The sequence below is a fragment of the Pseudomonas sp. GW821-FHT03C07 genome (genome assembly GCF_059420925.1).
The window spans coordinates 20,718-43,027 of the sequence record NZ_JBWKUQ010000024.1 but is presented as its reverse complement, the minus strand read 5'-3'; the positions used below and the strand labels follow the sequence as shown (position 1 = coordinate 43,027).

Below are 22,310 nucleotides of genomic sequence, written 5' to 3'. Positions count from 1 at the left end.
CTCCCCCCCCCGCCCCCCCCCCCCCCCCCCCCCCCCCCCCCCCCCCCCCCCCCCCCCCGCTCCCACACAAGCACCGCCCCCACAAGGTTATCTTGCGCTCTTCAGGTCAGAGGGCGAACGGCAACGAGGTGTTGACCTGCTGGCGCTGCGCCAGGCGCAGCTGGAACTCCATCGGGTCGTGAATCAGCACGTCCTGCCCGGCAAAGGATTCGGCGGCAATCAGGCGCGACAGCCAGAAACGTACGCAGCCCACCCGCAACATGGTCGGCCACAACTCGGCCTCGCCAGCGGTGAACGGCCGCAAGCCGGCATACGCACCCAACAGGGCCCGGGCCCGTTGCCCGTCGAGCACCCCGGCGTCATCCGAACACCAGTCGTTCAAGGCGATCGCCACGTCGTACAGCATCGGTCCGGAACAGGCATTGTAGAAGTCGATCAACCCGGTCAGGTGGGTGCCTTCGAACATCGCGTTGTCGCGGAACAGGTCGGCGTGCAGGTTGGCCCGTGGCAGCGCGAGGATCTGCGCCTTGTACTGGCCAATCTCCTCCAGCGCCGCTTGCAGCAGGCCGCGTGCCTCGTCGTCCAGGTGCGACTGCAACTTCTCGCCCTCTTCGAGCATCCAGTCCAGGCCACGATCGGTCTTGCGCTCGAGAATATGGTTGCGGGTCGCCAGGTGCAGGTGGCCGAGCAACTCGCCGACCTGGGCGCAGTGCTGGGCATTGGCTACCTTGATGTGCTTGCCGGCCAGCCGCGGTTGCAGCAACGCCGGCTTGCCGGCCAGCTCGCGCAGGGCCTGGCCGTCGGTGGTGCGCAAGGCATAGGGCACCGGCAGGTCGGCGTCATGCAGCACGTCGAGCAGTTCGATGAAGAACGGCATTTCCTGCACCGGTCCGCGCTCAACCAGGGTCAGGACGTATTCACCCTTCTCCAGGCTGATGAAGAAATTGGTGTTTTCACTGCCGGCGGCAATTCCCTGGAAGTCGAGCAGACGACCGAGCCCGTAAGGGGCGAGAAAGGTTTCCAGCTCAGGCCGAGCCAGGGGGGTGAACACAGACATGGTTAAAACTGCCAGTACGGGCGCCGCCCAAGGCGGCGCCGATTAAAGTTAGGGGCTTACTTCCACTCGAAGATCTTCCACGCGGGAATCAGCATATCCGGTTGGTCCGAGCGGATATAGTTTGCATCAGTACCATCGGCACGGACCAGAAAGTAGGGTTTGCCACCCTTGGGGGTGACCTTGATGGCGTACAGAAAGCCATTTACCCGGTATTCCTGGATCGTTTTGTCACCTTCCGTGTGAATCGTCACTTCTGGTTCGGCCGAAGGCGCATCCGACGCGGCCATGGCGGCCAACGGCGTGAGCGCGAGCAGGCCGCCCAATAACAGGCGATTGAGTTTACGCATGATAACCTTGTCCCTTTGTCGTCAACGGTCCGGCTATTCTAGCGCCGCACCCGCCGAAAAGGTTGATCGTACTCATGAGCCAAGCTCCTCTCGTCCTGGTGGACGGTTCTTCCTACCTGTATCGCGCCTTCCACGCGATGCCGCCGCTCACCACGTCCAAGGGCTTGCCCACCGGAGCGGTCAAGGGCGTGCTGAACATGCTCAGAAGCCTGCGCAAACAGTATCCGCAAAGCCCGTTCGCAGTGGTCTTCGACGCCAAGGGCGGAACCTTTCGCGATGAAATGTATGCCCACTACAAGGCCAATCGCCCGAGCATGCCCGATGATATGCGCGTGCAGATCGAGCCGCTGCATGCCAGCGTGCGTGCCCTGGGGTTCCCGTTGCTGTGCGTGGAAGGCGTGGAAGCCGACGATGTAATCGGTACCCTGGCCCGCAGCAGTGCGGCGGCCGACCGCCCGGTGGTGATTTCCACCGGTGACAAGGACATGGCGCAGTTGGTCGACGGGCACATTACCCTGGTCAATACCATGAACGAAACCTCGATGGACGTGGAAGGCGTGAAGGCTAAGTTTGGCGTCGCTCCCGAGCAGATCATCGATCTGCTGGCGCTGATGGGCGACTCTTCCGACAACATTCCCGGGGTCAAGGGCGTTGGTGAGAAAACCGCCGTGGCCCTGCTGGTGGGGGTCAACGGCGGCTTGAAAGAGCTCTACGAGCAGCTCGACCAGGTGCCGAACCTGCCGATTCGCGGAGCCAAGACCTTGCCGGCCAAGTTGCTCGAGCACAAGGACATGGCGTTCCTGTCCTACCAGTTGGCGACCATCAAGGTCGATGTGCCGCTGGAGATCGGCCTCGACGACCTGCACCTGGGCGAGCCGGATCGGGAAAAACTCGCCGAGCTGTACGCCGAGCTGGAGTTCAAGAGCTGGATCGACGAGTTGCAGCGCGAAGCCAAGCGCATCGAGCTGGCGGTGGTTGCGGCACCCGTGGCGGACAGCGCCGGGCTCTTCGACGCCGAATCGGCGCCCGCGACCCTGCCGGTGGTCGAGGCTCCCAGCGAGCCACAGTACGAAACTATCCTCGACCAGGCCCGCTTCGATGTCTGGCTGAAGAAGCTCAAGGAGGCGAAACTCTTCGCCTTCGACACCGAAACCACCGGGATCGATGCGCAACAGGCGCAACTGGTCGGTGTTTCCTTTGCCGTGCAGGCCAATGAAGCCGCCTATGTGCCGCTGACCCACTGCTATCTCGATGTGCCGCAGCAACTGGATCGCGACAGCGTGCTGCGGGCCTTGCAGCCGCTGTTGGAAGACCCGGAAAAGCTCAAGGTCGGCCAGCACGCCAAGTTCGACATGAATATCCTCGCCAACTGCGCCATCGGCGGCGATCCGGCGTGCGGCATCAGCGTGCGCGGCATTGCCTTCGACACCATGCTCGAGTCCTATGTGCTCAATGCCACGGCAACGCGGCACGATATGGACAGCCTGGCGAAGAAGTACCTCGACTACGACACCGTCAGCTTCCAGGACATCGCCGGCAAGGGCGCCAAGCAACTGACCTTCGACCAGATCGCCCTGGAGCAGGCCGGGCCTTATGCCGCCGAAGACGCCGACGTAACCTTGCGCCTGCACCTGGCCTTGCACGAGCAACTGGCCGCTGTGCCGAGCCTGCTCAGCGTGCTGACCGATATCGAAATGCCGCTGGTGCCGGTGCTGGCGCGGATCGAACGCCAGGGCGCGCTGGTGGATGCCGCGTTGCTCGGGGTGCAGAGCCTCGAGCTGGGCAAGAAGATGGTGGAGCTGGAGCGCGAAGCGTTCGCGATCGCCGGCGAGGAGTTCAATCTCGGTTCACCCAAGCAATTGGGGGCGATCCTCTACGAAAAACTTGGCCTGCCGGTGCTGAAGAAAACCGGCAAGGGGCAGGCGTCCACGGCCGAAGAAGTGCTGACCAAGCTGGCCGAGGACGATTATCCGTTGCCCAAGGTGTTGATGCAGTACCGCTCCATGAGCAAGTTGAAAAGTACCTACACCGATCGCCTGCCGGAGCAGATCAACCCGCGTACCGGGCGTATCCACACCTCCTACCACCAGGCGGTGGCGGCCACCGGGCGGCTCTCCTCCAGCGATCCGAACCTGCAGAACATCCCGGTGCGCACCGCTGAAGGGCGGCGGATTCGCCAGGCGTTCGTCGCGCCCAAGGGCTACAAGTTGCTGTCGGCGGACTACTCGCAGATCGAGCTGCGGATCATGGCCCATTTGTCCAAGGACGAAGGCTTGCTCAATGCCTTCCGCCACAACCTCGACGTGCACACGGCGACGGCGGCGGAAGTGTTCAAGGTCGAGCTGGGTGAGGTCACGTCCGACCAGCGCCGTAGCGCCAAGGCCATCAACTTCGGCCTGATCTATGGCATGGGCGCGCAGAAGCTGGGCAAGGACATCGGTGTCGACACCAAGACCGCCAAGGCTTACATCGACGTGTATTTCGCCCGCTACCCGGGAGTGCGCGAATACATGGAGCGTACCCGTGCCCAGGCCTCGGAGCAGGGTTATGTCGAGACCCTGTTCGGACGTCGGTTGTACCTGCCGGAGATCCACTCCAACAGACCCCAGGAGCGTGCTGGCGCCGAGCGTACGGCGATCAATGCGCCGATGCAGGGCACGGCGGCGGACATCATCAAGAAAGCCATGGTGGCGGTGGATAACTGGCTCTGCGAATCCGCTCTGGATGCCCGGGTCATCCTCCAGGTGCACGATGAACTGGTGCTGGAGGTGCGTGAGGACCTGGTGGCGGAAGTCAGCGAGAAGATTCGCCTCCATATGAGCGGCGCGGTGCAGCTGGATGTGCCGTTGCTGGTGGACGTGGGCGTGGGCAACAACTGGGATGAGGCGCATTAAGCGCAGAACCTGAAAGCACCACAACAGAGGGTTTTTGCCGCGATATGACGTCGCGGCAAAACACCATCGAAGGGCAATTGGTTTCGGAATCGGTGCCACTTATGCCAAATAGTTTTTGAAAATGTTCGGAACTAAATCGGCGAAACGGCACTCAGAGTTACTGAATGGCTGGTGAAGCCCTTCGATGCTCCTATGTTGTGTTAAGTGTTGGCAGATATTCCGGACCCCGCCCTAGCGGTTCGGAACTTGGACCCCGAACTTCCCCTCCCCATACGAAGTCCGGGGTTTTTTTTGCCCCCAAACTGGCTGTGGCACGCTCATGCTGCGTTAAAAGCGCGGTGTGAAAGACTCATTTACAGCCAGTAAACTTCGCCTTTCACACCGCGCTTTTGTCTTGCCTGAGCGCACCACAGACAGTTTGGTGTACGTCTGTCGGGCCTCAAAAGCTTATTCCGCTACGGCTTCGCTACCCTTGTCCGCCAGTTCCATCCAGTCCGCCAACACCGTGTAGGCCTCTTCCAGGCCCTGGCGCTTGGGTGCCGAGAACAGTTGGATGCTGATGGTGTCACCCCAGCCCTTGCGGATTTCCGCCTGGACCTTGAGCAAGGTGTTCTTCGCCGCGCCGTAGGTCAGCTTGTCGGCCTTGGTCAGCAGGATGTGCATCGGCATGCCGCTGGCCACCGCCCAATCGAGCATCAACAGGTCGAAGTCGGTCATCGGATGGCGGATATCCATCATCAGGATCAGGCCCTTCAGACTCTCGCGGCCACCCAGGTACGCTTCCAGGTGACGCTGCCAATGCAGCTTGAGCGGAATCGGAACTTTTGCATAACCGTAGCCCGGCAGGTCGACCAGACGCCGATCATCGTCTAGCTTGAAGAAGTTCAACAACTGTGTGCGACCCGGGGTTTTCGAGGTGCGCGCCAGGCTCGCATGGGTCAGGGTGTTGAGGGCGCTGGATTTGCCAGCGTTGGAACGGCCGGCAAAGGCCACTTCAAATCCTTCGTCGTCCGGGCACTGGTCGACTTTGGCGGCGCTGAGCATGAAGGTGGACTGTTGGCACAGGCCGAGAATGGGGTTCTTGAGTTGCATGGGATTTCCGATGTGGGCGGTGCCGGGGATGGACGCGGCAGCAGTGTCGTTTCCGTTTCAGTAGCGCCAGTATATAATGCCGCAGATTTTGTGTGTGCTTTGTCCCTACACAGGATAAAGCCCACGGGGGCGATAGACCTAGGCCGTGCAGTAGAACGCGGTACGTCCCCAACCCTGAGAAGGTCATTTATGACCCAATGGCTGCTGGCCGCCGGACTCTTGATGCCGCTTTGCAGCGCGCAGGCTACACAGGATCCGGAGGCCGTGTACAACCGTGTTTGTGGTGCCTGCCATGCCGGACAGCTGCCGATGGCCCCTCGAAAGGGTGACCAGGTGGCCTGGAAGCCAAGATTGGCGCAAGGTATGGAGACGCTGGTGCAACACGTGACCCAGGGTTTCAAGGCGATGCCGCCGCGTGGTTTGTGCATGGACTGCAGTACCGAGGATTACCGAAGCATCATCCAGTGGATGAGCGAGTAAGCCCGGTCCATAACTCTTAACCCTTAGCCGTAGTTGGATTAGCTGATGAACAAACTGATCGTGAGTCTGCTGTTGACCCTGGGGATCACAGGCCTGGCACAGGCCGCTGGCGATGCCAAGGCCGGTCAGGCCAAGGCCGCTGTCTGCGGAGCCTGCCACGGGCCCGATGGCAACAGCATGGCCCCCAACTTTCCGAAACTGGCCGGCCAGGGCGAACGCTACCTGACCAAGCAGATGCAGGACATCAAGTCGGGCAAGCGCACCGTGCTGGAAATGACCGGACTGCTAACCAACCTGAGCGATCAGGACCTGTCCGATATCGCCGCCTACTTTTCCAGCCAGCAAGGCAGCGTCGGCGCCGCCGATCCCAAGGTCGTGGCCCACGGTGAAGAGTTGTTCCGCGGCGGCAAGCTGGACCAGGGCATGCCGTCCTGCATCGGTTGCCACTCGCCCAATGGCGCGGGCAACGCCGCCGCCGGCTTCCCACACCTGGGCGGCCAGCATGCGCAATACGTTGCCAAGCAGCTGAACGATTTCCGTGAAGGCAACCGCACCAACGACGGCGATACCAAGATCATGCAGAGCATCGCCGCGAAGATGAGCAACAAGGATATCGAAGCCGTCTCCAGCTACGTACAGGGCCTGCACTGAGGTTCTGACGCTCAGGCGCGCGGCGGATTGTCATCTTTGGCAACGTTAATGATCGATTAATCCGCTGTTGCGACGATAAAAGGGTGGCCTTGGCCGCCCTTTTTTGTGGCCGCTGCCGTTACACTCATTATCGAACTAGAGCCCGCCCCGGTCTGTCTGAGTCACAGGTCGCGTCTGAGGCCACTTATCCATGTCCAGGAGCAAAGCATGCGTAATCTGATTCTCAGCGCCGCCCTCGTCACCGCCAGCTTGTTTGGCATGACGGCCCAGGCCGCCGATGTACCACTTGAGGCCGGCAAGACCTATGTCGAGCTGGAAAAACCGGTGCAGGTTGCCGTCCCAGGCAAGATTGAGGTGATCGAGTTCTTCTGGTACGGCTGCCCGCATTGCTATGCCTTTGAACCGACCATCAATCCTTGGGCCGAGAAACTGCCCAGCGATGTCAACTTCGTGCGTATCCCGGCCATTTTCGGCGGCCCCTGGAACGCTCACGGCCAGATGTTCCTGACCCTCGAAGCCATGGGTGTGGAAAACCGTGTGCACAAGGCGGTGTTCGAAGAAGTGCAGAAAACCCACAAGCTGACCCAGCCTGAAGAGATGGCCGATTTCCTCGCCACCCAGGGCGTCGACAAGCAGAAGTTCCTCGATACCTTCAAATCGTTCGCGATCACGGGCCAGATGAAAAAGGCCAAGGACCTGGCTGAACAGTACGGTATCTCCGGCGTACCGACCATGATCGTCAACGGCAAATACCGCTTCGACCTCGGCACCACCGGTGGTCCCGAGGCCGCGCTGAATGTCGCCGATCAGTTGATCGCCAAGGAGCGGGCAGCCATGACGGCGGCCAAGTAAGGCCGCCGCCGTGATCGGGCGCTGGGGGACGGAGCGTCTTGTTGGCCTGCATGAACCCAAGGTCAACGAGCGTCACCTGGAGAGCACTGGGCTGCCGGTGGACAACCGCCTGCGCCTGCTCAGTTTCAATATCCAGGTGGGCATCAGCACCCAGCGTTATCGACATTACCTGACCCGTGGCTGGCAGCACCTGTTGCCAGCCACGGGGCGGGCGGACAACCTGCAGAAAATCGGCGGCCTGCTCGCCGATTTCGACCTGGTGGCCCTTCAGGAGGCCGATGGTGGCAGCCTGCGTTCTGGCTACATCAATCAGGTCGAGCACCTGGCCCAGCTCGGTGCCTTTCCCTACTGGTACCAGCAACTCAATCGCAACCTCGGGCGCCTGGCCCAGCACAGCAATGGGGTGCTGAGCCGTTTGCGGCCCTCGGCGATCGAGGATCATCCGTTGCCGGGGCCCGCCGGCCGCGGGGCCATTCTCGTGCGCTTTGGCGAGGGCCCGGAGGCCTTGGTGGTGGTGATGATGCACCTGGCCCTGGGGGCGCGGGCCCGTACCCGGCAACTGGCTTATGTCCGCGAGTTGATTGGCGGCTTTCGGCACCTGGTGCTGATGGGCGACATGAACACCCATGCCAGCGACCTGCTACTACACTCGCCTTTACGTGACCTCGGCTTGCTCGCACCGCAGGTGGAAGCCACTTTCCCCAGCTGGCGTCCGCAACGTTGCCTGGACCACATTCTGCTCAGCCCCAGTCTGACGCTGGAGCGAGTTGAGGTGCTGGCCCAACCTATTTCCGACCATTTGCCGGTGGCGGTCGAAATTCGTCTGCCAGGTTCCATCGGTTCTGATACGTTGCCGGCCTTGAGTAGCTAAATCTCGCGGACACCGGCATGAGCAGCGAAGAAGTCGAACGCTGGAAAGAGAAATACCTTAAAAGCATCGAACAACAGGAAAAGCTCGAGCGTCGCTGGGACGCCCGTCTGGACCTGCTTCGCCGTGGGCTGGTGCGCAGCACGCTGGCGGCGGAAGGGACCGACCGCGCGGTTGACCTGTGCATGAAGGAAATGCGCGATATCGTGCGTAGCGACGATATGGACGCAGCGCTCGCGGCCTTGTTGCCCCGGCTGGAAAAGGCCGTGCTCGACTCCGAACAGCGTCGTGAGACTCGCGCCGAGCAGGTGAGCAGCGCGTTGACCTCACTGGTGACCCAGCTGCAATCCCTGCCGCTGTCCCGTGAAGTCAGGCGGCCGCTGAAGAACTTCGCCAAGCAGCTTGAGGGGCGTGTTGGTCAGGCGCGGGAAATCCCCTTGCTGCTCAGCGAGCTCAGTGGTCTGCAAGGCAAGGCATTGACCCAGCTTGAGCAGCCGGTCGAGCCGGGTCGCCCGGGTCTGTTGCAACGGCTGTTCGGCGGCAAGGAGGCGACGCAAGAAACCCGCCCGGGCCAGCCGTCGGTTCCGCCCTCCGCTGTCGAAGAGGTTCCAGCCCACGCGGCCGAACCCATGGCGCGCGAGCCCGGGGTTCAGGTATCGGAGCCTGTTCATACACCCGCACCCGCACCCACAGCACCTGTACCGGTAGTGGCACCTGCCATCGCGACAGCGGCTCCGCCCGCCGCCCCGGTTGAGGCCACCGCGTCAGCCGAGCCCGAAGCGCCTCGGCCAGTACCGACACCGGCTATCGAGCCCGAGCCGCTGGCCGCCGCCAAGCCTGTCGAAGCGGTGGCCTATGCGCCACCGGTGGTGCAGCTGGAGCCGTCGGCTGTTGTCGCCGAGGCGGTTTGCGCAGCGCCGTCCGTGGTCCCGGCGAGCGAAGATGAACACCCCTCGGTACTGGCTGCCGGGCCCAGCCTGGTGCCCGCGCCGGTCGTCGAGGCGGCCGCCGCGCCAGAAGCGCCGGCCCCGACGGTGCATCCCGTGCCTACGGTGTTTATCGACAGCCTGCCATTACCCGCAGTGATGGCTGAAGCGCTGGCGGCCGTCGACCCGGAGTATCCGGAGCCGGATGTGCTGTTTGCCTTACCCGAATCCCCAGAGCCGTCCTACAGCTCGGTGGCCGAGCATATCGAGTCGACGTTGCTGGGCCTGCTGAATGACCTGACCCTGCCCGAGCGTCACCAGGCGCATGCCGAGGCCATGCGCCACCGGCTAGAACATGGGCTGAACTGGTACGAGTTGCTGCCGATCCTCGACGATCTGGCGGTGTTGATGCTGGCGATCAACGACAGCGGTCAACACGACTTCCAGATCTACCTCAAGCAGCTCAACGAACGCCTGGAGTCGTTCCAGAGCAACCTGCAAGCGGCGAGTGCCGGGCATGCCGAAGGGCGTACGGCGGCGAACGAGTTGCACAGCCAACTGCGCGAGCATGTCGATAGCCTGCAAAGCAGCGTGCAGGATGCCGCGGACCTGGACAGCCTCAAGCACATCCTGGAAAACCGCCTTGAAGGTTTGCTCGGCACCATGGACCAGCACCAGCAGCAACGAGCGATCCGCGAGCAGGAAGTCGCCGTGCGCTTGCAGAGCCTGGCCGAGCGCGTGGCGCACATGGAGCAGGAGGCCCAGGGCTATCGTGATCACCTCGAGGAGCAGCGTCAGAAAGCCCTGGTCGACCCGCTGACCGGCCTGCCCAATCGGGCGGCCTGGAGCGAGCGCCTGGAGCATGAGATGGCGCAGTGGCAGCAGCATGGCAACACCCTGCTGATCGCCATGCTCGATCTCGACCACTTCAAGCGGATCAACGACAACTACGGTCACCTGGCCGGCGACAAAGTGTTGAAGATCATTGCCGGCGAGTTGCGCAAGCGTCTGCGTCCCAGTGACTTCATTGCCCGTTTCGGCGGCGAGGAGTTCGTCCTGTTGGTGCCCAATACCTCGATCAGCGCCGGGCTCAAGCTGACCGACGCCTTGCGCGCGGCGATCGAGGCGTGTCCGTTCCACTTCAAGGGCGAGCGCGTGACGATCACCGTGTCGGTCGGGTTGTCGGCGCTCAAGACCGGTGAGCGCAGCGATCATGCGCTGAAAAGAGCCGATGAGGCGCTTTACCGGGCCAAGAATGCCGGGCGCAATCGTGTCGAGCAGGGCTGAGTACAAGACGCACGTGCTTGTAGGAGCCGGCTTGCTGGCGATGGCGTCCGCAAGGCCAATGCTAGGCTTGCGGGCCTCATCGCCAGCAAGCTGGCTCCTACAGTGATCGCGTTGACTGAAGGGGTAGGTCCAGGGTCAGGAGGGTACTCCAGGTTGCATCAGGTAACAGTGTATTGGCCGCTGCTGGGCCGGCCAGTACGTTATGCTGTCAAATTACTGTCTTCGTTTGTTGCCACCGCCATGAAACTGCTCCCTCTCCTTCTTTCGATCCTGTTGCTGGCGGGCTGCGCCAGCGCTCCGCGACTGGACACCAGTCACCCTTCGGTCAACTACGACAACCGCGTGCAGTTCGTGATCCTCCATTACACCTCGGCGAATATGGAAAACTCGCTGAGATTGCTGACCCATGGCCAGGTCAGCAGCCATTACCTGATCGGCGACGACCCCCGCGCCACCCTCTACAAGCTGGTGGACGAGAGTCAGCGCGCCTGGCACGCCGGGGAAAGCGAATGGCTGGGGCGTACCTGGCTGAACTCCAGCTCCATTGGCATTGAAATCGTCAACCCGGGTTTCCGCGACACACCCGCCGGGCGTGTCTGGTACCCCTACAGCGAAGCCCAGATCCAGGCCCTGGTGGTGCTGCTCAAGGACATCGTCAAACGCAACCATATCGAGCCGCGCAACGTGATCGGCCATAGCGATATCGCGCCGCTGCGCAAGCAGGACCCGGGCCCGCTGATGCCCTGGAAGCGCCTGGCAGCGGAGGGTCTCGGCGTATGGCCTGACGAACAGGCGGTCGCCGGGTTGCAAGGTGCCTACGTCGCGCAACTGCCGAGCATCACCTGGTTCCAGCAGCAGCTCATGCGCCTGGGCTATGCCACGCCGCAGACCGGCGAACTGGATGTTGCCACGCGCCATGTGCTGGCGGCTTTCCAGATGCACTTCCGCCCGACACGCTTCGACGGCCTGCCGGATGCGCAAAGTGCCGCGATCCTCCAGGTACTGAACCAGTCAAAATAGCGTCACCGCCGGACGGTCAGCGCCAACTCGCCAATCTGTTGCTATAACTCATTGGTAAGTCTTCGGAAATTCGCTGATGCCGGCTCGTGAGACGTTGCGTACCTGGTTCCATCGTCCCTGGTCGCTGGCATTGCTGGCGGCCCTGCTCAGTATCGCCCTGTTGTTGGCCGGTAGCCTGGGGGTGGCGATGCACCAGGTCAGGCAGCACGAAAGCGAGCAGATGAATGCCCAGGGACAACGTTTCCTGGCGCGCCTGGAGCAGCTTTTCGGGCAGCTACGCGAGGGGCTCGACCAATTGGAGGCCCAGCCCTTGCGGGACTGCAGCCCGGAGATGATCGACACCTTGCAGCAACTGAGCTTCAACTACCGGTTTATCTCCGAAGCCTTCTATGTCGACGCCGTCCAGTCCTGCTCCAACTGGCCGAACCGAGAGGCCCACATGCCCTTGCGGGGGCCGGATATGCGCGGGCCGACCTACAGCTATTGGCTCAATACCTCGACCCAACCCAATGACAACCTGGCCACCCTGATGCTCGGACGCGGTCACTTCCGGGTGTCCACCTCCCGTGGGCATCTGAGCGATGTGGTGGAACTGCCGCCGGGGGCCAGCCTGCTGGTGGTGGTCGACCGTGGTCGGCGGGCGATTCCGGTGCTGGGGCCGGCGCAAACCTGGCCACCCCTTGGCTGGCCGCCGAAGGGGCGCGACCCGCTGGTGATCACGCCGAATGAATTGATCTATCGCATGCCCACCCGTACCCCGGAATACCAGTTGGTGATGGTGGCCCCGCGCGGGGCCAGGCCGCTGCCGATCGACCCGCTGTGGTGGTGGCTGCTCTCGGTGAGCCTGCTGATTGCCTTCTGCATCGGTGGCCTGACCTTGCAACTGGCCCGCCAGCGCCAGTCGCTCAACGGCGAACTGCAAGGGGCGTTGCGGCGGGGTGAGTTCCAGGTGCTGTATCAACCGATCTTCGAGCTCGGCAGCCGCCATTGCGTGGGCGCCGAAGCCTTGATCCGCTGGCGCCGGCCGGATGGCACGCTGACCAGCCCCGACCTGTTCATCCCCCTGGCGGAAAATACCGGGCAGATCCGCCAGATCACCGATTTCGTCCTGCAACGCTTGCTCGAGCAGCTGGGGCACCTGTTGCGGGCCAATCCGCAGCTGTATATCTCGGTGAACCTGGCAGCCTGCGATGTCATGGTGCCACGTATCGGTGAGGTGATTGCCGATCTGTTGCGGGCGCACCGGGTCAGCGCTCGGCAGATCGCTTTCGAAGTGACTGAGCGCGGGCTGATCGACGTGGTGGTGGCCCGGGACAATTTGCAGGCCCTGCGCAATGTCGGTCATCAGGTGTTGATCGACGACTTCGGTACCGGCTATTGCAGCCTGGCTTATCTGCAAACCCTGCCGGTGGACTGCCTGAAGATCGACAAGGCCTTTATCGATGCTCTGGGTCATGACGCCGCCAGCAGTGGCGTGGCGCCGCATATCATCCGTATGGCCCATGCGCTGCATTTGCGGGTGATCGCCGAGGGCATCGAGTACGAGCACCAGGCCTTGCTGCTGAGCAGCGAAGGGGTCAATTACGGCCAGGGTTGGTTGTTCGCCCAGGCGCTGACGGCGGTGCAGTTCGTCGAACTGATCACGCGCGGTCGACGCCTGGCCTCGCGCCGGCTGGACAATGAAGCCTAGGCCGTGGGAGCGCTAGAGCGGCAATGCCATGTAGAACTGCGTGCCCTGTCCCGGCCTTGAATACACGCCCATGCGCCCGCTGTGCAATTGCACGATCTCCTTGCACAGGGCCAGGCCCAGGCCGGCGCCGCCTTTCTTGCGGCCGACTTGGACGAAGGGTTCGAAGATGCGGCCCTGTTGCCCATAGGCAATGCCCTCGCCGTTGTCCTCGACGCTGATGATGACCCGCTCGCCATGGCGCCGGGCCTGCAAGCGAATCTGCCCGCCTCGGGGGGTATGGCGCAGGGCATTGTCCAGCAGGTTATCGAGCACGCGCTCCAGTTGCGGTTGGTCGGCCGGCAGGCGCGGCAAGGGCGGCTGCAGTTCGACCTGCAGGTCGATGCCCTGGGTCAGGGCCCGTTCGGCAAAGCGCAGGCGGCAGGCTTCGAGCAGTGTCTCGATGTCGCAGGGCAGCAGGGTCAGCTTCTGCAGGCCATTCTGGTAACGGGAGAAATTCAGCAGGTCGTTGATCAATTGCATCAGCCGCAGCATTTCTTCGTTGACTGTGTTCAACAGGTCCGCTTCCCGCGATTCGCTGTCGAAATGCACGCGCTCCTGCAACAGGCCGAAGGCCATGTGCATGCCGGTAACCGGCGTGCGCAGCTCGTGGGAGGCGCGCAGGACGAACTCGCTGCGCACCCGCTCGAAGGCGCGCTGTTCGGTGACGTCGTGGAGCACCATCACCGCGCCGAGAATATGGCCTTGGGTATGACTGACCGGGGTCAAGCTGTAGGTCAGCAGGCGCGACTCGCCTTCGACCTCGACCTCAAGGTCTTCCGGCGCCCGTTCCAGACTGGCCCCGCGCAGGATCAAGTGCAGTTGCGCGTCCAGCTCGGGCCGTTGCAGGGCCGCGCCCAGGCCCTGGCCCAGACGGTCGCCGTCCCAGCCCAGTTGCCGTTGGGCTACCGGATTGAGGTGTTCCAGGCGGCCTTCGCGGTCAATCATCAGCAGCCCGTCGTCGATGCTGTCGAGCACGGCCTGCAAGCGTTGCTGGCCAGCCAGTAATTCGTCGATGTTGGTTGCCTGATGCTGGCGCAGGGCCTCGGCCATGATGCCGAAACGTCGGGTCAGCAGGTTCATCTCGACGGCCGAGGAAGTCGGCAGGGTCACTTCGAAGTTGCCCTGGCCGATGTGGTCCGCCGCCTCGGCCAGGGCCTCGATCGGCGCACCGAAACGCCGGGCAATGCCGTGGGCGGTGATAAAACCGATGATCAGCACCGCCAGCCCGACAAACCCCAGCAGCCCGGCCACCAGCAGCGCCCGCTCGCGGGCGTTGGTTTCCGTCGAGCTGATGTTGTCCAGCGCCTGCTTGTGCTCGGCGATCAGGCCGTTGCGCAGGACGTTGAAGCGATTGGTGAGCTCCTCGGTGCTGCCGCTGCCGTCGCGCGAGTGGGCGAAGGCCTGGAGGAACAGTTCGTAGTCGATCCGTGCCTGGGCAAAGCCACTGCGTACGTCGCTGCTCTGCTCATGCTCGATGCCTTCGTGGAGCAGTTGCAGGTAGTGCTCGCGCGAGGCCTCGAGCGCGGTCTGGTCGGGTTTGTCACCGAGCATCAGGAGCAACTGGTCGCCCAGGCTTTGGCGCAGCTTGAGGCCCAGGTCCAGGGTGATGAAGTTGTCGCTGACCAGTGACTCCTGGGTATTGGCCATCTGCATCACGCTGACCAGGCCGAGCATCAGCCCGAGCAAGGCGACGGTGATCAGCGCCGAAATACTCAGGAAGAGCCGGGTGCGCAGCTTCATCGTGAGTTTCATGGTGTGTGACTCACAGGTTGTACTGTTTGCGTTTGCGGTACAGCGTCGAAGCGTCGATGCCCAGTGTCTTGGCCGCCTGGTCGAGGGTATCGCTGGTGGCCAGTACGGCGCCGATATGGGCTTTTTCCAGTTCGTCCAGGCTCAGGGCGGCGCCGATACGCGGAGCGCTGTTGGTCGGTTGCTCGGCCATGCCCAGGTGGCTGATCTCCACGCGCTCCTGGGGACAGATGATGCTGGCGCGTTCGACCACGTTGCGCAACTCGCGGATATTGCCCGGCCAGCGGTAGTTGAGCAGAGCTTCGCGGGCTTCGTCGCCGAAGCCGCGGGCCGGCCGCGCGTACTCCTTGACGAAGCGCGCGAGGAAACGATCGGCGAGCATCAGGATGTCTTCGCTGCGCTCGCGCAGGGGGGGCAGGTGCAGGGTGATGACGTTCAGACGGTAGAGCAGGTCCTCGCGAAAACGTCCGTCGCGGACCATGTCTTCGAGGTTGAGGTTGGTGGCGGCGAGGATCCGCACATCGGCCCGTCGGGTCACCGGATCGCCCACTCGCTCGTATTCCTTATCCTGGATAAAGCGCAGCAACTTGGGTTGCAGGGTCAGGGGGAAGTCGCCGATCTCGTCGAGAAACAGGGTGCCGCCATCGGCCTGGTTGACCCGGCCCAGGGTGCTTTCGCTGGCGCCGGTGAAGGCCCCTCGGCTGTGGCCGAACAGCTCGCTTTCCATAAGCTCGGCGGTCAGCGACGGACAGTTGATGGTCACGCAGGACTTCTTCGCCCGTTTGCTCCAGCCGTGGATGGCGCGGGCCAGTTCGCCCTTGCCGGTACCGGACTCGCCGAGGATCAGAATGTTCGCATCGGTGCTGGCCACCTGCCGAGCGGTTTCCAGCACGGCCATCATCGATGGGCTGTGGGAGTCCAGGCCGTCCTTGGGCTGGCGCACTTCACCTTCGAGGGCTTCGAGGCGGGCGGACAGTTGCCGCACTTCCAGTTGCTTGGCCGTGGCCAGGCGCAGTTGGTCGGGGCTGCACGGCTTGACCAGATAGTCGGCGGCACCGGCCTGGATGGCATCGACCGCGGTGTCCACGGCGGAGTGGGCGGTGACGATCACCACACGCATCCAGGGCGCCTGGATACGCATCTGGGCGAGCACATCGAGGCCGTTGTCCTCGCCGAGGCGCAAGTCGAGGAAGCACAGGTCGAAGACCTGGCGCTGTAACAGGCTGTCGGCCTGGGCCGCACTGTTCGCCGTGGCGACGGTGTAGCCCTCGTCTTCCAGGCAATAGCGAAAGGTGCGAAGGATGGCGGACTCATCATCCACCAGCAGAATACGGCCTTGATGTTCCGTGGCAGATTCCATATCCCATGCTCCTTTAGTAAAAGTTTCCAGGCTGTCCCGGAAAAATCCGGCACGTTATAGAGCTGCTTCTGATTGACCCGATAACAAGCAGGGTAACGGTCTCTGCGCCTGATTACTAACCCGCTGATTTGGGGAATTTTTTAAGCTCTTTGCTTCCGACAGCTGGGCTCCCAGCTAATTCCTACTGATTTTCTTACTCTTTATTCGTGAGTTTAGGTTCTTTCCTACGGATTCATCGTGCAATACGCACGATCGTAGGATGGGCGTCGTGCAGGATGCGCGCTCATCAATGCGATAATTTTTTCAACTTATTGATTTTATTAATATTTTTATAATAAAAAAGCTGGCATGCAGGCTGCAACACTCCTCCCAAGAGCGTTCACAGTGGTCGGGCCGGTTCATCTCCCCCTGCCCTGGAACAATCACCCTTGTGTCGGAGGAGTTTCAGGATGAATCGCCCACGTGCCGCCCATCGCCATCTTTCGCCACTGCACCTGCAGCAAGGATTGTTTGCCGTACTGGCGCTGCTGGTCACGCTGATTGCCGGCCAGCAGCTGCAACGCTGGAACCAGGCCAGCGTCCAGGCCCCGCGCCTGCCCGAGCATACCCTGCAACAAACCCATTTCAGTGCTGTTGGCGCCAGCATCGGCGACCCTGCCGCCTACCGTCTGACATCGGTCGATCAAGCCCAGGTGCCTGACGAATCGCTGCAGCAGCGCTGGGTGTTCTAGGCAATAGCCGGGCGCTCGGACGACAGACCGACTATTGCCCTGAGCAGTAAAGGCGGCATCCAAAAACTCGTAAGTTGAGGAGAATCACCATGTTGAGCTGGGCAGTCACATTCCTGATCATTGCCATTGTCGCCGCGGTATTGGGCTTTGGTGGCATCGCCGGTACGGCTACGGGTATCGCCAAGATCCTGTTTGTCGTATTCCTGGTGATGTTCGTGGTTTCCTTCCTGTTCGGACGCCGCGGTCGAGGTTGACCATGAGCCGTAGCCGCCCTGCCGTGGGGCGGCGGTTCCTGCCGCGACAAGACAACCGTTTGCCGCTTTAATCCTATGTCGTTCTGACATTAAGTGGCACTTTCACGGGCTCGCTTGTTTGGACGTGACCGTACGTCTAGAAATACCCTGCTGATTCCCTCATTGTTTCCGATTGAATTCGTAGGACTTTTCTACTTATTTGGCCTGGATTCACTCTTGGGGCGCAGAGGAAAAAATGCTTTGAAATGGCCGGTTTACGGCACTTTTTTCGGCTGAAATGTCCTGCTGTCGGAAGGCAAAACAGTCGTATTTTTGAACAAAGCTCATGCCGATTCGGCATAGGGTAGGCGTTTACGGCATTAGACGTCCCCCCCTTGCATGGGAATAGTTGCGCCTTTTTTCGCCTGCCAAAAAGCCATCAGGCTGGTGGGCGATGACCTTCCATGGGGGGCAGCTGCCGCCACCTGACCTGCGTAAATGCAACGGTGAGGGGCTTCTGTCCGACTCCACTTGAAGCAAGGGTAACGACATGAAGAAGGCAAAGCTCAGCCTCGCCTGGCAGATCCTCATCGGTCTGGTACTGGGGATCGCAGTGGGCGCGCTGCTCAACCATTTCAGTGCCGAGAAGGCCTGGTGGATCAGCAACGTGCTGCAACCGGCAGGCGATATTTTTATCCGCCTGATCAAGATGATCGTCATCCCGATTGTCATTTCCTCGCTGGTGGTCGGCATTGCCGGGGTCGGCGATGCCAAGAAGCTGGGGCGCATTGGCCTCAAGACCATCATCTACTTCGAGATCGTCACCACCATCGCCATTGTGGTCGGCCTGCTGCTGGCCAACGTGTTCCACCCGGGTTCCGGCATCGACATGAGCACCCTGGGCACCGTGGATATCTCCAAGTACAAGGCCACCGCCGCCGAAGTGCAGCATGAGCATGCGTTTATCGAGACCATCCTCAACCTGATTCCATCGAATATCTTTGCCGCCATGGCCCGCGGCGAAATGCTGCCGATCATCTTCTTCTCGGTCCTCTTCGGCCTCGGTCTGTCGAGCCTGCAGGCCGAGTTGCGCGACCCGCTGGTGAAGATGTTCCAGGGCGTCTCGGAAAGCATGTTCAAGGTCACCCACATGATCATGAACTACGCGCCGATCGGTGTGTTCGCCCTGATCGCGGTGACCGTCGCCAGCTTCGGCTTCGCCTCGCTGCTGCCGCTGGCCAAGCTGGTGCTGCTGGTCTACGCGGCCATCCTGTTCTTCGCCTTTGCCGTGCTCGGCCTGGTGGCCCGGCTGTTCGGCTTCTCGGTGATCAAGCTGATGCGCATCTTCAAGGATGAGTTGGTGCTGGCCTATTCCACCGCCAGTTCCGAAACCGTGTTGCCACGGGTGATCGAGAAGATGGAAGCCTACGGCGCGCCGAAAGCCATTTGCAGCTTTGTGGTGCCGACCGGCTACTCCTTCAACCTCGACGGTTCGACCCTGTACCAGAGCATCGCGGCGATCTTCATTGCCCAGCTCTATGGCATTGACCTGTCCATCGGCCAGCAATTGCTGCTGGTGCTGACCCTGATGGTCACCTCCAAGGGGATTGCCGGGGTACCGGGCGTGTCCTTCGTGGTGTTGCTGGCGACCCTGGGCAGTGTCGGTATTCCGCTGGAAGGCCTGGCCTTTATCGCCGGTGTCGACCGGGTGATGGATATGGCGCGGACCGCGTTGAACGTGATCGGCAATGCCCTGGCCGTCCTGGTGGTTTCCCGTTGGGAAGGCATGTACGACGATGCCAAGGGCGAGCGCTACTGGAACTCCCTGCCGCACTGGCGCAGCAAGGAGCCGCTGCCGGTGGGTGAGGCTTCCAGGGGCTGACCGGCTTGCCTTTGGTGTGGAAGCGGCGCTGTTCTTGTGGGAGCAGCGCTTGCTCGCGAAGAAGCCTGTGAGAACGCTAAAAAGCTTCGCGGGCAAGCACCGCTCCCACAGGTTCGGCGTATTTCCAGCCCGCTAGACAAACCCCGGACTTTCCGGGGTTTGTTGTTTCTGGCCCGACCGCTATCATTCGCCGCATCTTCAAGGAGTTTTCCCGATGCTCAATGGCCTGTGGCTTGGCTTTTTCGTGGTGGCGACCGTCTCGGCGCTGGCGCAATGGATAGTGGGCGGAAACCACGCGATCTTCGCCGCGATGGTGGAAAGCATCTTCGCCATGGCCAAGCTCTCGGTGGAGGTCATGGTCTTGCTGTTCGGCACTCTGACCCTCTGGCTCGGCTTTCTGCGCATCGCCGAAAAGGCCGGGATCGTCGACTGGCTGGCCAAGGCCCTGGGGCCGCTGTTCAGCCGCCTGATGCCGGAGGTGCCACGGGATCACCCGGCCATCGGCCTGATCACCCTCAACTTGGCCGCCAACGCCCTGGGTCTGGACAACGCCGCCACGCCCATCGGCCTCAAGGCCATGCGTTCCCTGCAGGAGCTCAACCCCAGCCAGACCGTGGCGAGCAACGCACAGATCCTGTTCCTGGTGCTCAACGCCTCGGCCGTGACCCTGTTGCCGGTGACCATCTTCATGTACCGCGCCCAGCAAGGCGCGGCGGACCCGACCCTGGTGTTCCTGCCGATCCTGCTGGCCACCTGCGCCTCGAGCCTGGTCGGCCTGCTGTCGGTGGCGGTGATGCAGCGCCTGCGCCTGTGGGACCCGGTGGTGCTGGCCTACCTGGTGCCCGGCGCGTTGATCCTCGGCGGTTTCATGGCGCTGTTGGCCGGGCTGTCGGCCACGGCGCTGGCCAGTCTGTCGTCGATCCTCGGCAACCTGACGCTGTTCGGCCTGATCATGCTGTTCCTGGTCGTCGGCGCGTTGCGTAAGGTGAAGGTCTACGAGGCGTTCGTCGAAGGGGCGAAAGAGGGTTTCGATGTTGCGAAGAACCTGTTGCCGTACCTGGTGGCGATGCTCTGCGCGATCGGCGTGTTGCGGGCGTCCGGGGCGCTGGATTTCGGCCTCGACGGCATTCGCCACCTGGTGCAGTGGCTCGGTTGGGACAGCCGTTTCGTCGATGCGCTGCCCACGGCGATAGTCAAGCCGTTTTCCGGCAGCGCTGCCCGGGCCGTGTTGATCGAAACCATGAAGACCCAGGGTGTGGACAGCTTCCCGGCGCTGGCGGCGGCGACCATTCAGGGCAGCACCGAAACCACCTTCTACGTGCTGGCGGTGTATTTCGGCGCGGTGAATATCCAGCGCGCGCGACACGCGGTGGGCTGCGCCTTGCTGGCGGAGCTGGCCGGGGTGCTGGCGGCGATCGGGGTGTGCTACTGGTTCTTTGGCTGAAACCTGCGCTTGCCTGTGGTTGCGTGGCAAGACTCACCGCCGCCATCGCCGGCAGCCGGCTCCCACGGTACGGTGTCTGGCCGCAATCTATCGGCAAGCCCGGATCCTTGTAGGAGCTGGCTTGCCGGCGATGGCGGCCTCAGCGTTTAGCCGAATCCTCGCCCTGCCGCACCGCCCAGTCGATCAACTGCACCATCAGCTTGTCACCCGCCCGGCCGAAGCCCTCGACCACGCCAGGCACCTGCTTGTCGCTGATCGGCTGGCGCACTTCAAAGCGCCGGCTGGCAAGGATCCGTTGATCAATCCCACGGACCAGCCGCGCATCGAAGCGGATCACCACCTCGGCCCCCTGCCCCCGGTACTCGCTCTGGAACGCCTGCAACTCGCCGCCCAGCTCGAAATCCGCCTGCAGGTTGCTGTCGTCGGTACTCAGCAGGCGCACCCGGCCGTCGCGCTGGAAGGCATCGAGGATCCGGTTGCGCAGCAGCACCGGCGCCGGATCGCTCCAGCGCGAGGCCTTGTAGTGGCTGATCAGGTCGCCCTGGGGGACCACGGCGATATTCGGGTTGTTCAGGGCGTCACTGGCAATCGGCTTGGCAATCCGCAGCGACCAATTGACCGGCAGGCTGTTGGGCGCCGGAACGCTGTTCTGCGCGGTCGGCAGGCGATAGACATCCGCCGGGTCCGCCTGCGGCAGGATCGAGCAGGCGCCGCTCAAGGCCAGGCCGACGACCAGGGTAAGCTGGCTCAATACACGAGGGGCACGCCTCATGGGCTGAATTCCTTGTTCTTGTCACGGCCCAGCAAGTAGCCGCTGGGGTTGGCTTCCAGACGCTTGGAGATCGCGCGCAGGGAACTGAGGGTGTCACGCAGCTCACGGATCGCTGGGGCCAGTTCATTCAAGCCCTGCAAGCCACTGTTGACCGAGTCCTGGTTGTTGCTCAGCAATGTGTTGAGGGTGGCGCTGCTCTGCTCCAGGGACTGCATGGCCCGCTCGGCGTTGCCGAAGGCCTGCTTGCCCTGGTTGTCGAGCAGGCCATTGGCATTGCGCATCAGCGCGCTGGTCTGTTCCAGGGTGGCGCTGACCTGCTTGCTGACCTGGGTCATCTGTTTCAGGGTCTGGCGGATATCGTCGCGTTGGCCGGCGATGGCCCCGGTGGCCTGCTGGAGGTTTTCCAGGGTCTGGCTGACCTGGCTGACGTTTTTCTGCGAGAACATCTCGTTGGCATTGTGCAGCAGCAGATTGATCCCGCTCATCAGGTCGTTGCTGTCATTGAGCAGGCGCGAGATCGGCGATGGCGAGGCGATGATCTGCGGCAGATTGCCGTCTTTGCCCCTGAGCTCGGGACTCTGCGGCGTGCCTTCGCTGAGCTGGATCAGCGAGGTGCCGGTGATACCGGTCAGGGCCAGCTTGGCGCGGGTGTCTTCCTTGATCGGTGTGTCGCCGGCCAGACGGATACGCGCCAGCACCCGGCGCGGGTCCTTCGGGTCGAGGCTCAGTTGCAGCACGTCACCGACCTTGATCCCGCTGTACTGCACCGGGCTGCCCTTGGACAGGCCGCTGACCGCCTCGTTGAACACCACTTCATAGTCCTTGAACGCGGTGTCGACGCTGGACTTGGCCAGCCACAGGCCGAACAGCAACGCGGCCACGACCACCAGCACGCTGAACAGGCCGATCATCACATGATGGGCGCGGGTTTCCATT

General features: G+C 62.4%; 19 protein-coding genes. 12 read left to right on the top strand and 7 right to left on the bottom strand.

The features are described 5' to 3' along the window. Positions 1-106: 106 nt before the first annotated feature. The gene (locus AC07VG_RS29695; RefSeq protein WP_495004649.1) at positions 107-1,057 is read right to left on the bottom strand and encodes a homoserine kinase; all 951 of its coding nucleotides are present in this window, start codon (positions 1,055-1,057) and stop codon (positions 107-109) included. Between the two features lie 56 nt (positions 1,058-1,113). Continuing rightward, the gene (locus AC07VG_RS29690; protein ID WP_495004648.1) at positions 1,114-1,404 is read right to left on the bottom strand and encodes a DUF2782 domain-containing protein; all 291 of its coding nucleotides are present in this window, start codon (positions 1,402-1,404) and stop codon (positions 1,114-1,116) included. 74 nt (positions 1,405-1,478) lie between these two features. Here AC07VG_RS29690 and polA point away from each other — a divergent pair, with 74 nt between their 5' ends. Further along, the gene (gene polA / locus AC07VG_RS29685) at positions 1,479-4,298 is read left to right on the top strand and encodes a DNA polymerase I (protein WP_495004647.1); all 2,820 of its coding nucleotides are present in this window, start codon (positions 1,479-1,481) and stop codon (positions 4,296-4,298) included. 447 nt (positions 4,299-4,745) lie between these two features. Here the strand turns inward: polA and yihA are convergent, their stop codons facing one another. After that, positions 4,746-5,390, bottom strand: a complete 645-nt coding sequence (gene yihA, locus AC07VG_RS29680; protein WP_495004646.1) for a ribosome biogenesis GTP-binding protein YihA/YsxC — start codon at positions 5,388-5,390, stop codon at positions 4,746-4,748. A 189-nt stretch (positions 5,391-5,579) separates the two neighbouring features. On the opposite strand from yihA, the gene AC07VG_RS29675 reads away from it, so the two are divergent. The 7 genes from AC07VG_RS29675 to AC07VG_RS29645 all read left to right on the top strand — a co-directional run bounded on the left by AC07VG_RS29675 (position 5,580) and on the right by AC07VG_RS29645 (position 13,164). After that, positions 5,580-5,870, top strand: coding sequence for a c-type cytochrome (locus tag AC07VG_RS29675; protein WP_495004645.1), 291 nt, complete (start codon positions 5,580-5,582; stop codon positions 5,868-5,870). 45 nt (positions 5,871-5,915) lie between these two features. Beyond that, a complete protein-coding gene (locus AC07VG_RS29670; RefSeq protein ID WP_495004644.1) occupies positions 5,916-6,521 on the top strand; it encodes a c-type cytochrome in 606 nt (201 codons plus the stop codon). A gap of 207 nt (positions 6,522-6,728) precedes the next feature. Then, the gene (locus AC07VG_RS29665) at positions 6,729-7,373 is read left to right on the top strand and encodes a thiol:disulfide interchange protein DsbA/DsbL (RefSeq protein ID WP_495004643.1); all 645 of its coding nucleotides are present in this window, start codon (positions 6,729-6,731) and stop codon (positions 7,371-7,373) included. A gap of 10 nt (positions 7,374-7,383) precedes the next feature. Beyond that, positions 7,384-8,244: an endonuclease/exonuclease/phosphatase family protein gene (locus AC07VG_RS29660; protein WP_495004642.1), complete on the top strand. Its 861-nt coding sequence runs from the start codon at positions 7,384-7,386 to the stop codon at positions 8,242-8,244. 17 nt (positions 8,245-8,261) lie between these two features. Continuing rightward, the gene (locus tag AC07VG_RS29655; RefSeq protein WP_495004641.1) at positions 8,262-10,454 is read left to right on the top strand and encodes a GGDEF domain-containing protein; all 2,193 of its coding nucleotides are present in this window, start codon (positions 8,262-8,264) and stop codon (positions 10,452-10,454) included. A 240-nt stretch (positions 10,455-10,694) separates the two neighbouring features. Beyond that, complete coding sequence (locus tag AC07VG_RS29650) at positions 10,695-11,474, top strand: N-acetylmuramoyl-L-alanine amidase (RefSeq protein WP_495004640.1); 780 nt, start codon at positions 10,695-10,697, stop codon at positions 11,472-11,474. Between the two features lie 76 nt (positions 11,475-11,550). Next, positions 11,551-13,164, top strand: a complete 1,614-nt coding sequence (locus AC07VG_RS29645) for an EAL domain-containing protein (RefSeq protein ID WP_495004639.1) — start codon at positions 11,551-11,553, stop codon at positions 13,162-13,164. A gap of 12 nt (positions 13,165-13,176) precedes the next feature. On the opposite strand, the gene AC07VG_RS29640 is transcribed toward AC07VG_RS29645, so the two are convergent. Together AC07VG_RS29640 and algB are read right to left on the bottom strand one after the other, a co-directional pair. Continuing rightward, positions 13,177-14,955, bottom strand: coding sequence for an ATP-binding protein (locus tag AC07VG_RS29640; protein WP_495004638.1), 1,779 nt, complete (start codon positions 14,953-14,955; stop codon positions 13,177-13,179). 10 nt (positions 14,956-14,965) lie between these two features. Then, positions 14,966-16,312 (bottom strand): sigma-54-dependent response regulator transcription factor AlgB, encoded by a 1,347-nt coding sequence (gene algB, locus AC07VG_RS29635; RefSeq protein WP_495004637.1) that lies wholly within the window; start codon positions 16,310-16,312, stop codon positions 14,966-14,968. 449 nt (positions 16,313-16,761) lie between these two features. On the opposite strand from algB, the gene AC07VG_RS29630 reads away from it, so the two are divergent. From AC07VG_RS29630 to AC07VG_RS29615, 4 genes are all read left to right on the top strand, one after another. Next, positions 16,762-17,043: a hypothetical protein gene (locus AC07VG_RS29630; protein WP_495022359.1), complete on the top strand. Its 282-nt coding sequence runs from the start codon at positions 16,762-16,764 to the stop codon at positions 17,041-17,043. Positions 17,044-17,132: 89 nt separating this feature from the next. Further along, positions 17,133-17,297 carry a DUF1328 domain-containing protein gene (locus AC07VG_RS29625; protein ID WP_100940022.1) on the top strand — a complete coding sequence of 55 codons (165 nt, stop codon included), beginning with the start codon at positions 17,133-17,135 and terminating at the stop codon, positions 17,295-17,297. A 529-nt stretch (positions 17,298-17,826) separates the two neighbouring features. Next, complete coding sequence (gltP, locus tag AC07VG_RS29620) at positions 17,827-19,158, top strand: glutamate/aspartate:proton symporter GltP (RefSeq protein WP_495004635.1); 1,332 nt, start codon at positions 17,827-17,829, stop codon at positions 19,156-19,158. 214 nt (positions 19,159-19,372) lie between these two features. Continuing rightward, positions 19,373-20,602, top strand: a complete 1,230-nt coding sequence (locus AC07VG_RS29615; protein WP_495004634.1) for a nucleoside recognition domain-containing protein — start codon at positions 19,373-19,375, stop codon at positions 20,600-20,602. A gap of 139 nt (positions 20,603-20,741) precedes the next feature. Here AC07VG_RS29615 and AC07VG_RS29610 read toward each other — a convergent pair whose 3' ends face one another. Together AC07VG_RS29610 and AC07VG_RS29605 are read right to left on the bottom strand one after the other, a co-directional pair. After that, complete coding sequence (locus AC07VG_RS29610; protein WP_495022358.1) at positions 20,742-21,374, bottom strand: ABC-type transport auxiliary lipoprotein family protein; 633 nt, start codon at positions 21,372-21,374, stop codon at positions 20,742-20,744. Continuing rightward, positions 21,371-22,309 carry an MlaD family protein gene (locus AC07VG_RS29605; protein ID WP_495022357.1) on the bottom strand — a complete coding sequence of 313 codons (939 nt, stop codon included), beginning with the start codon at positions 22,307-22,309 and terminating at the stop codon, positions 21,371-21,373. The genes AC07VG_RS29610 and AC07VG_RS29605 overlap by 4 nt, the downstream gene beginning before the upstream one ends. Position 22,310 lies beyond the last annotated feature (1 nt).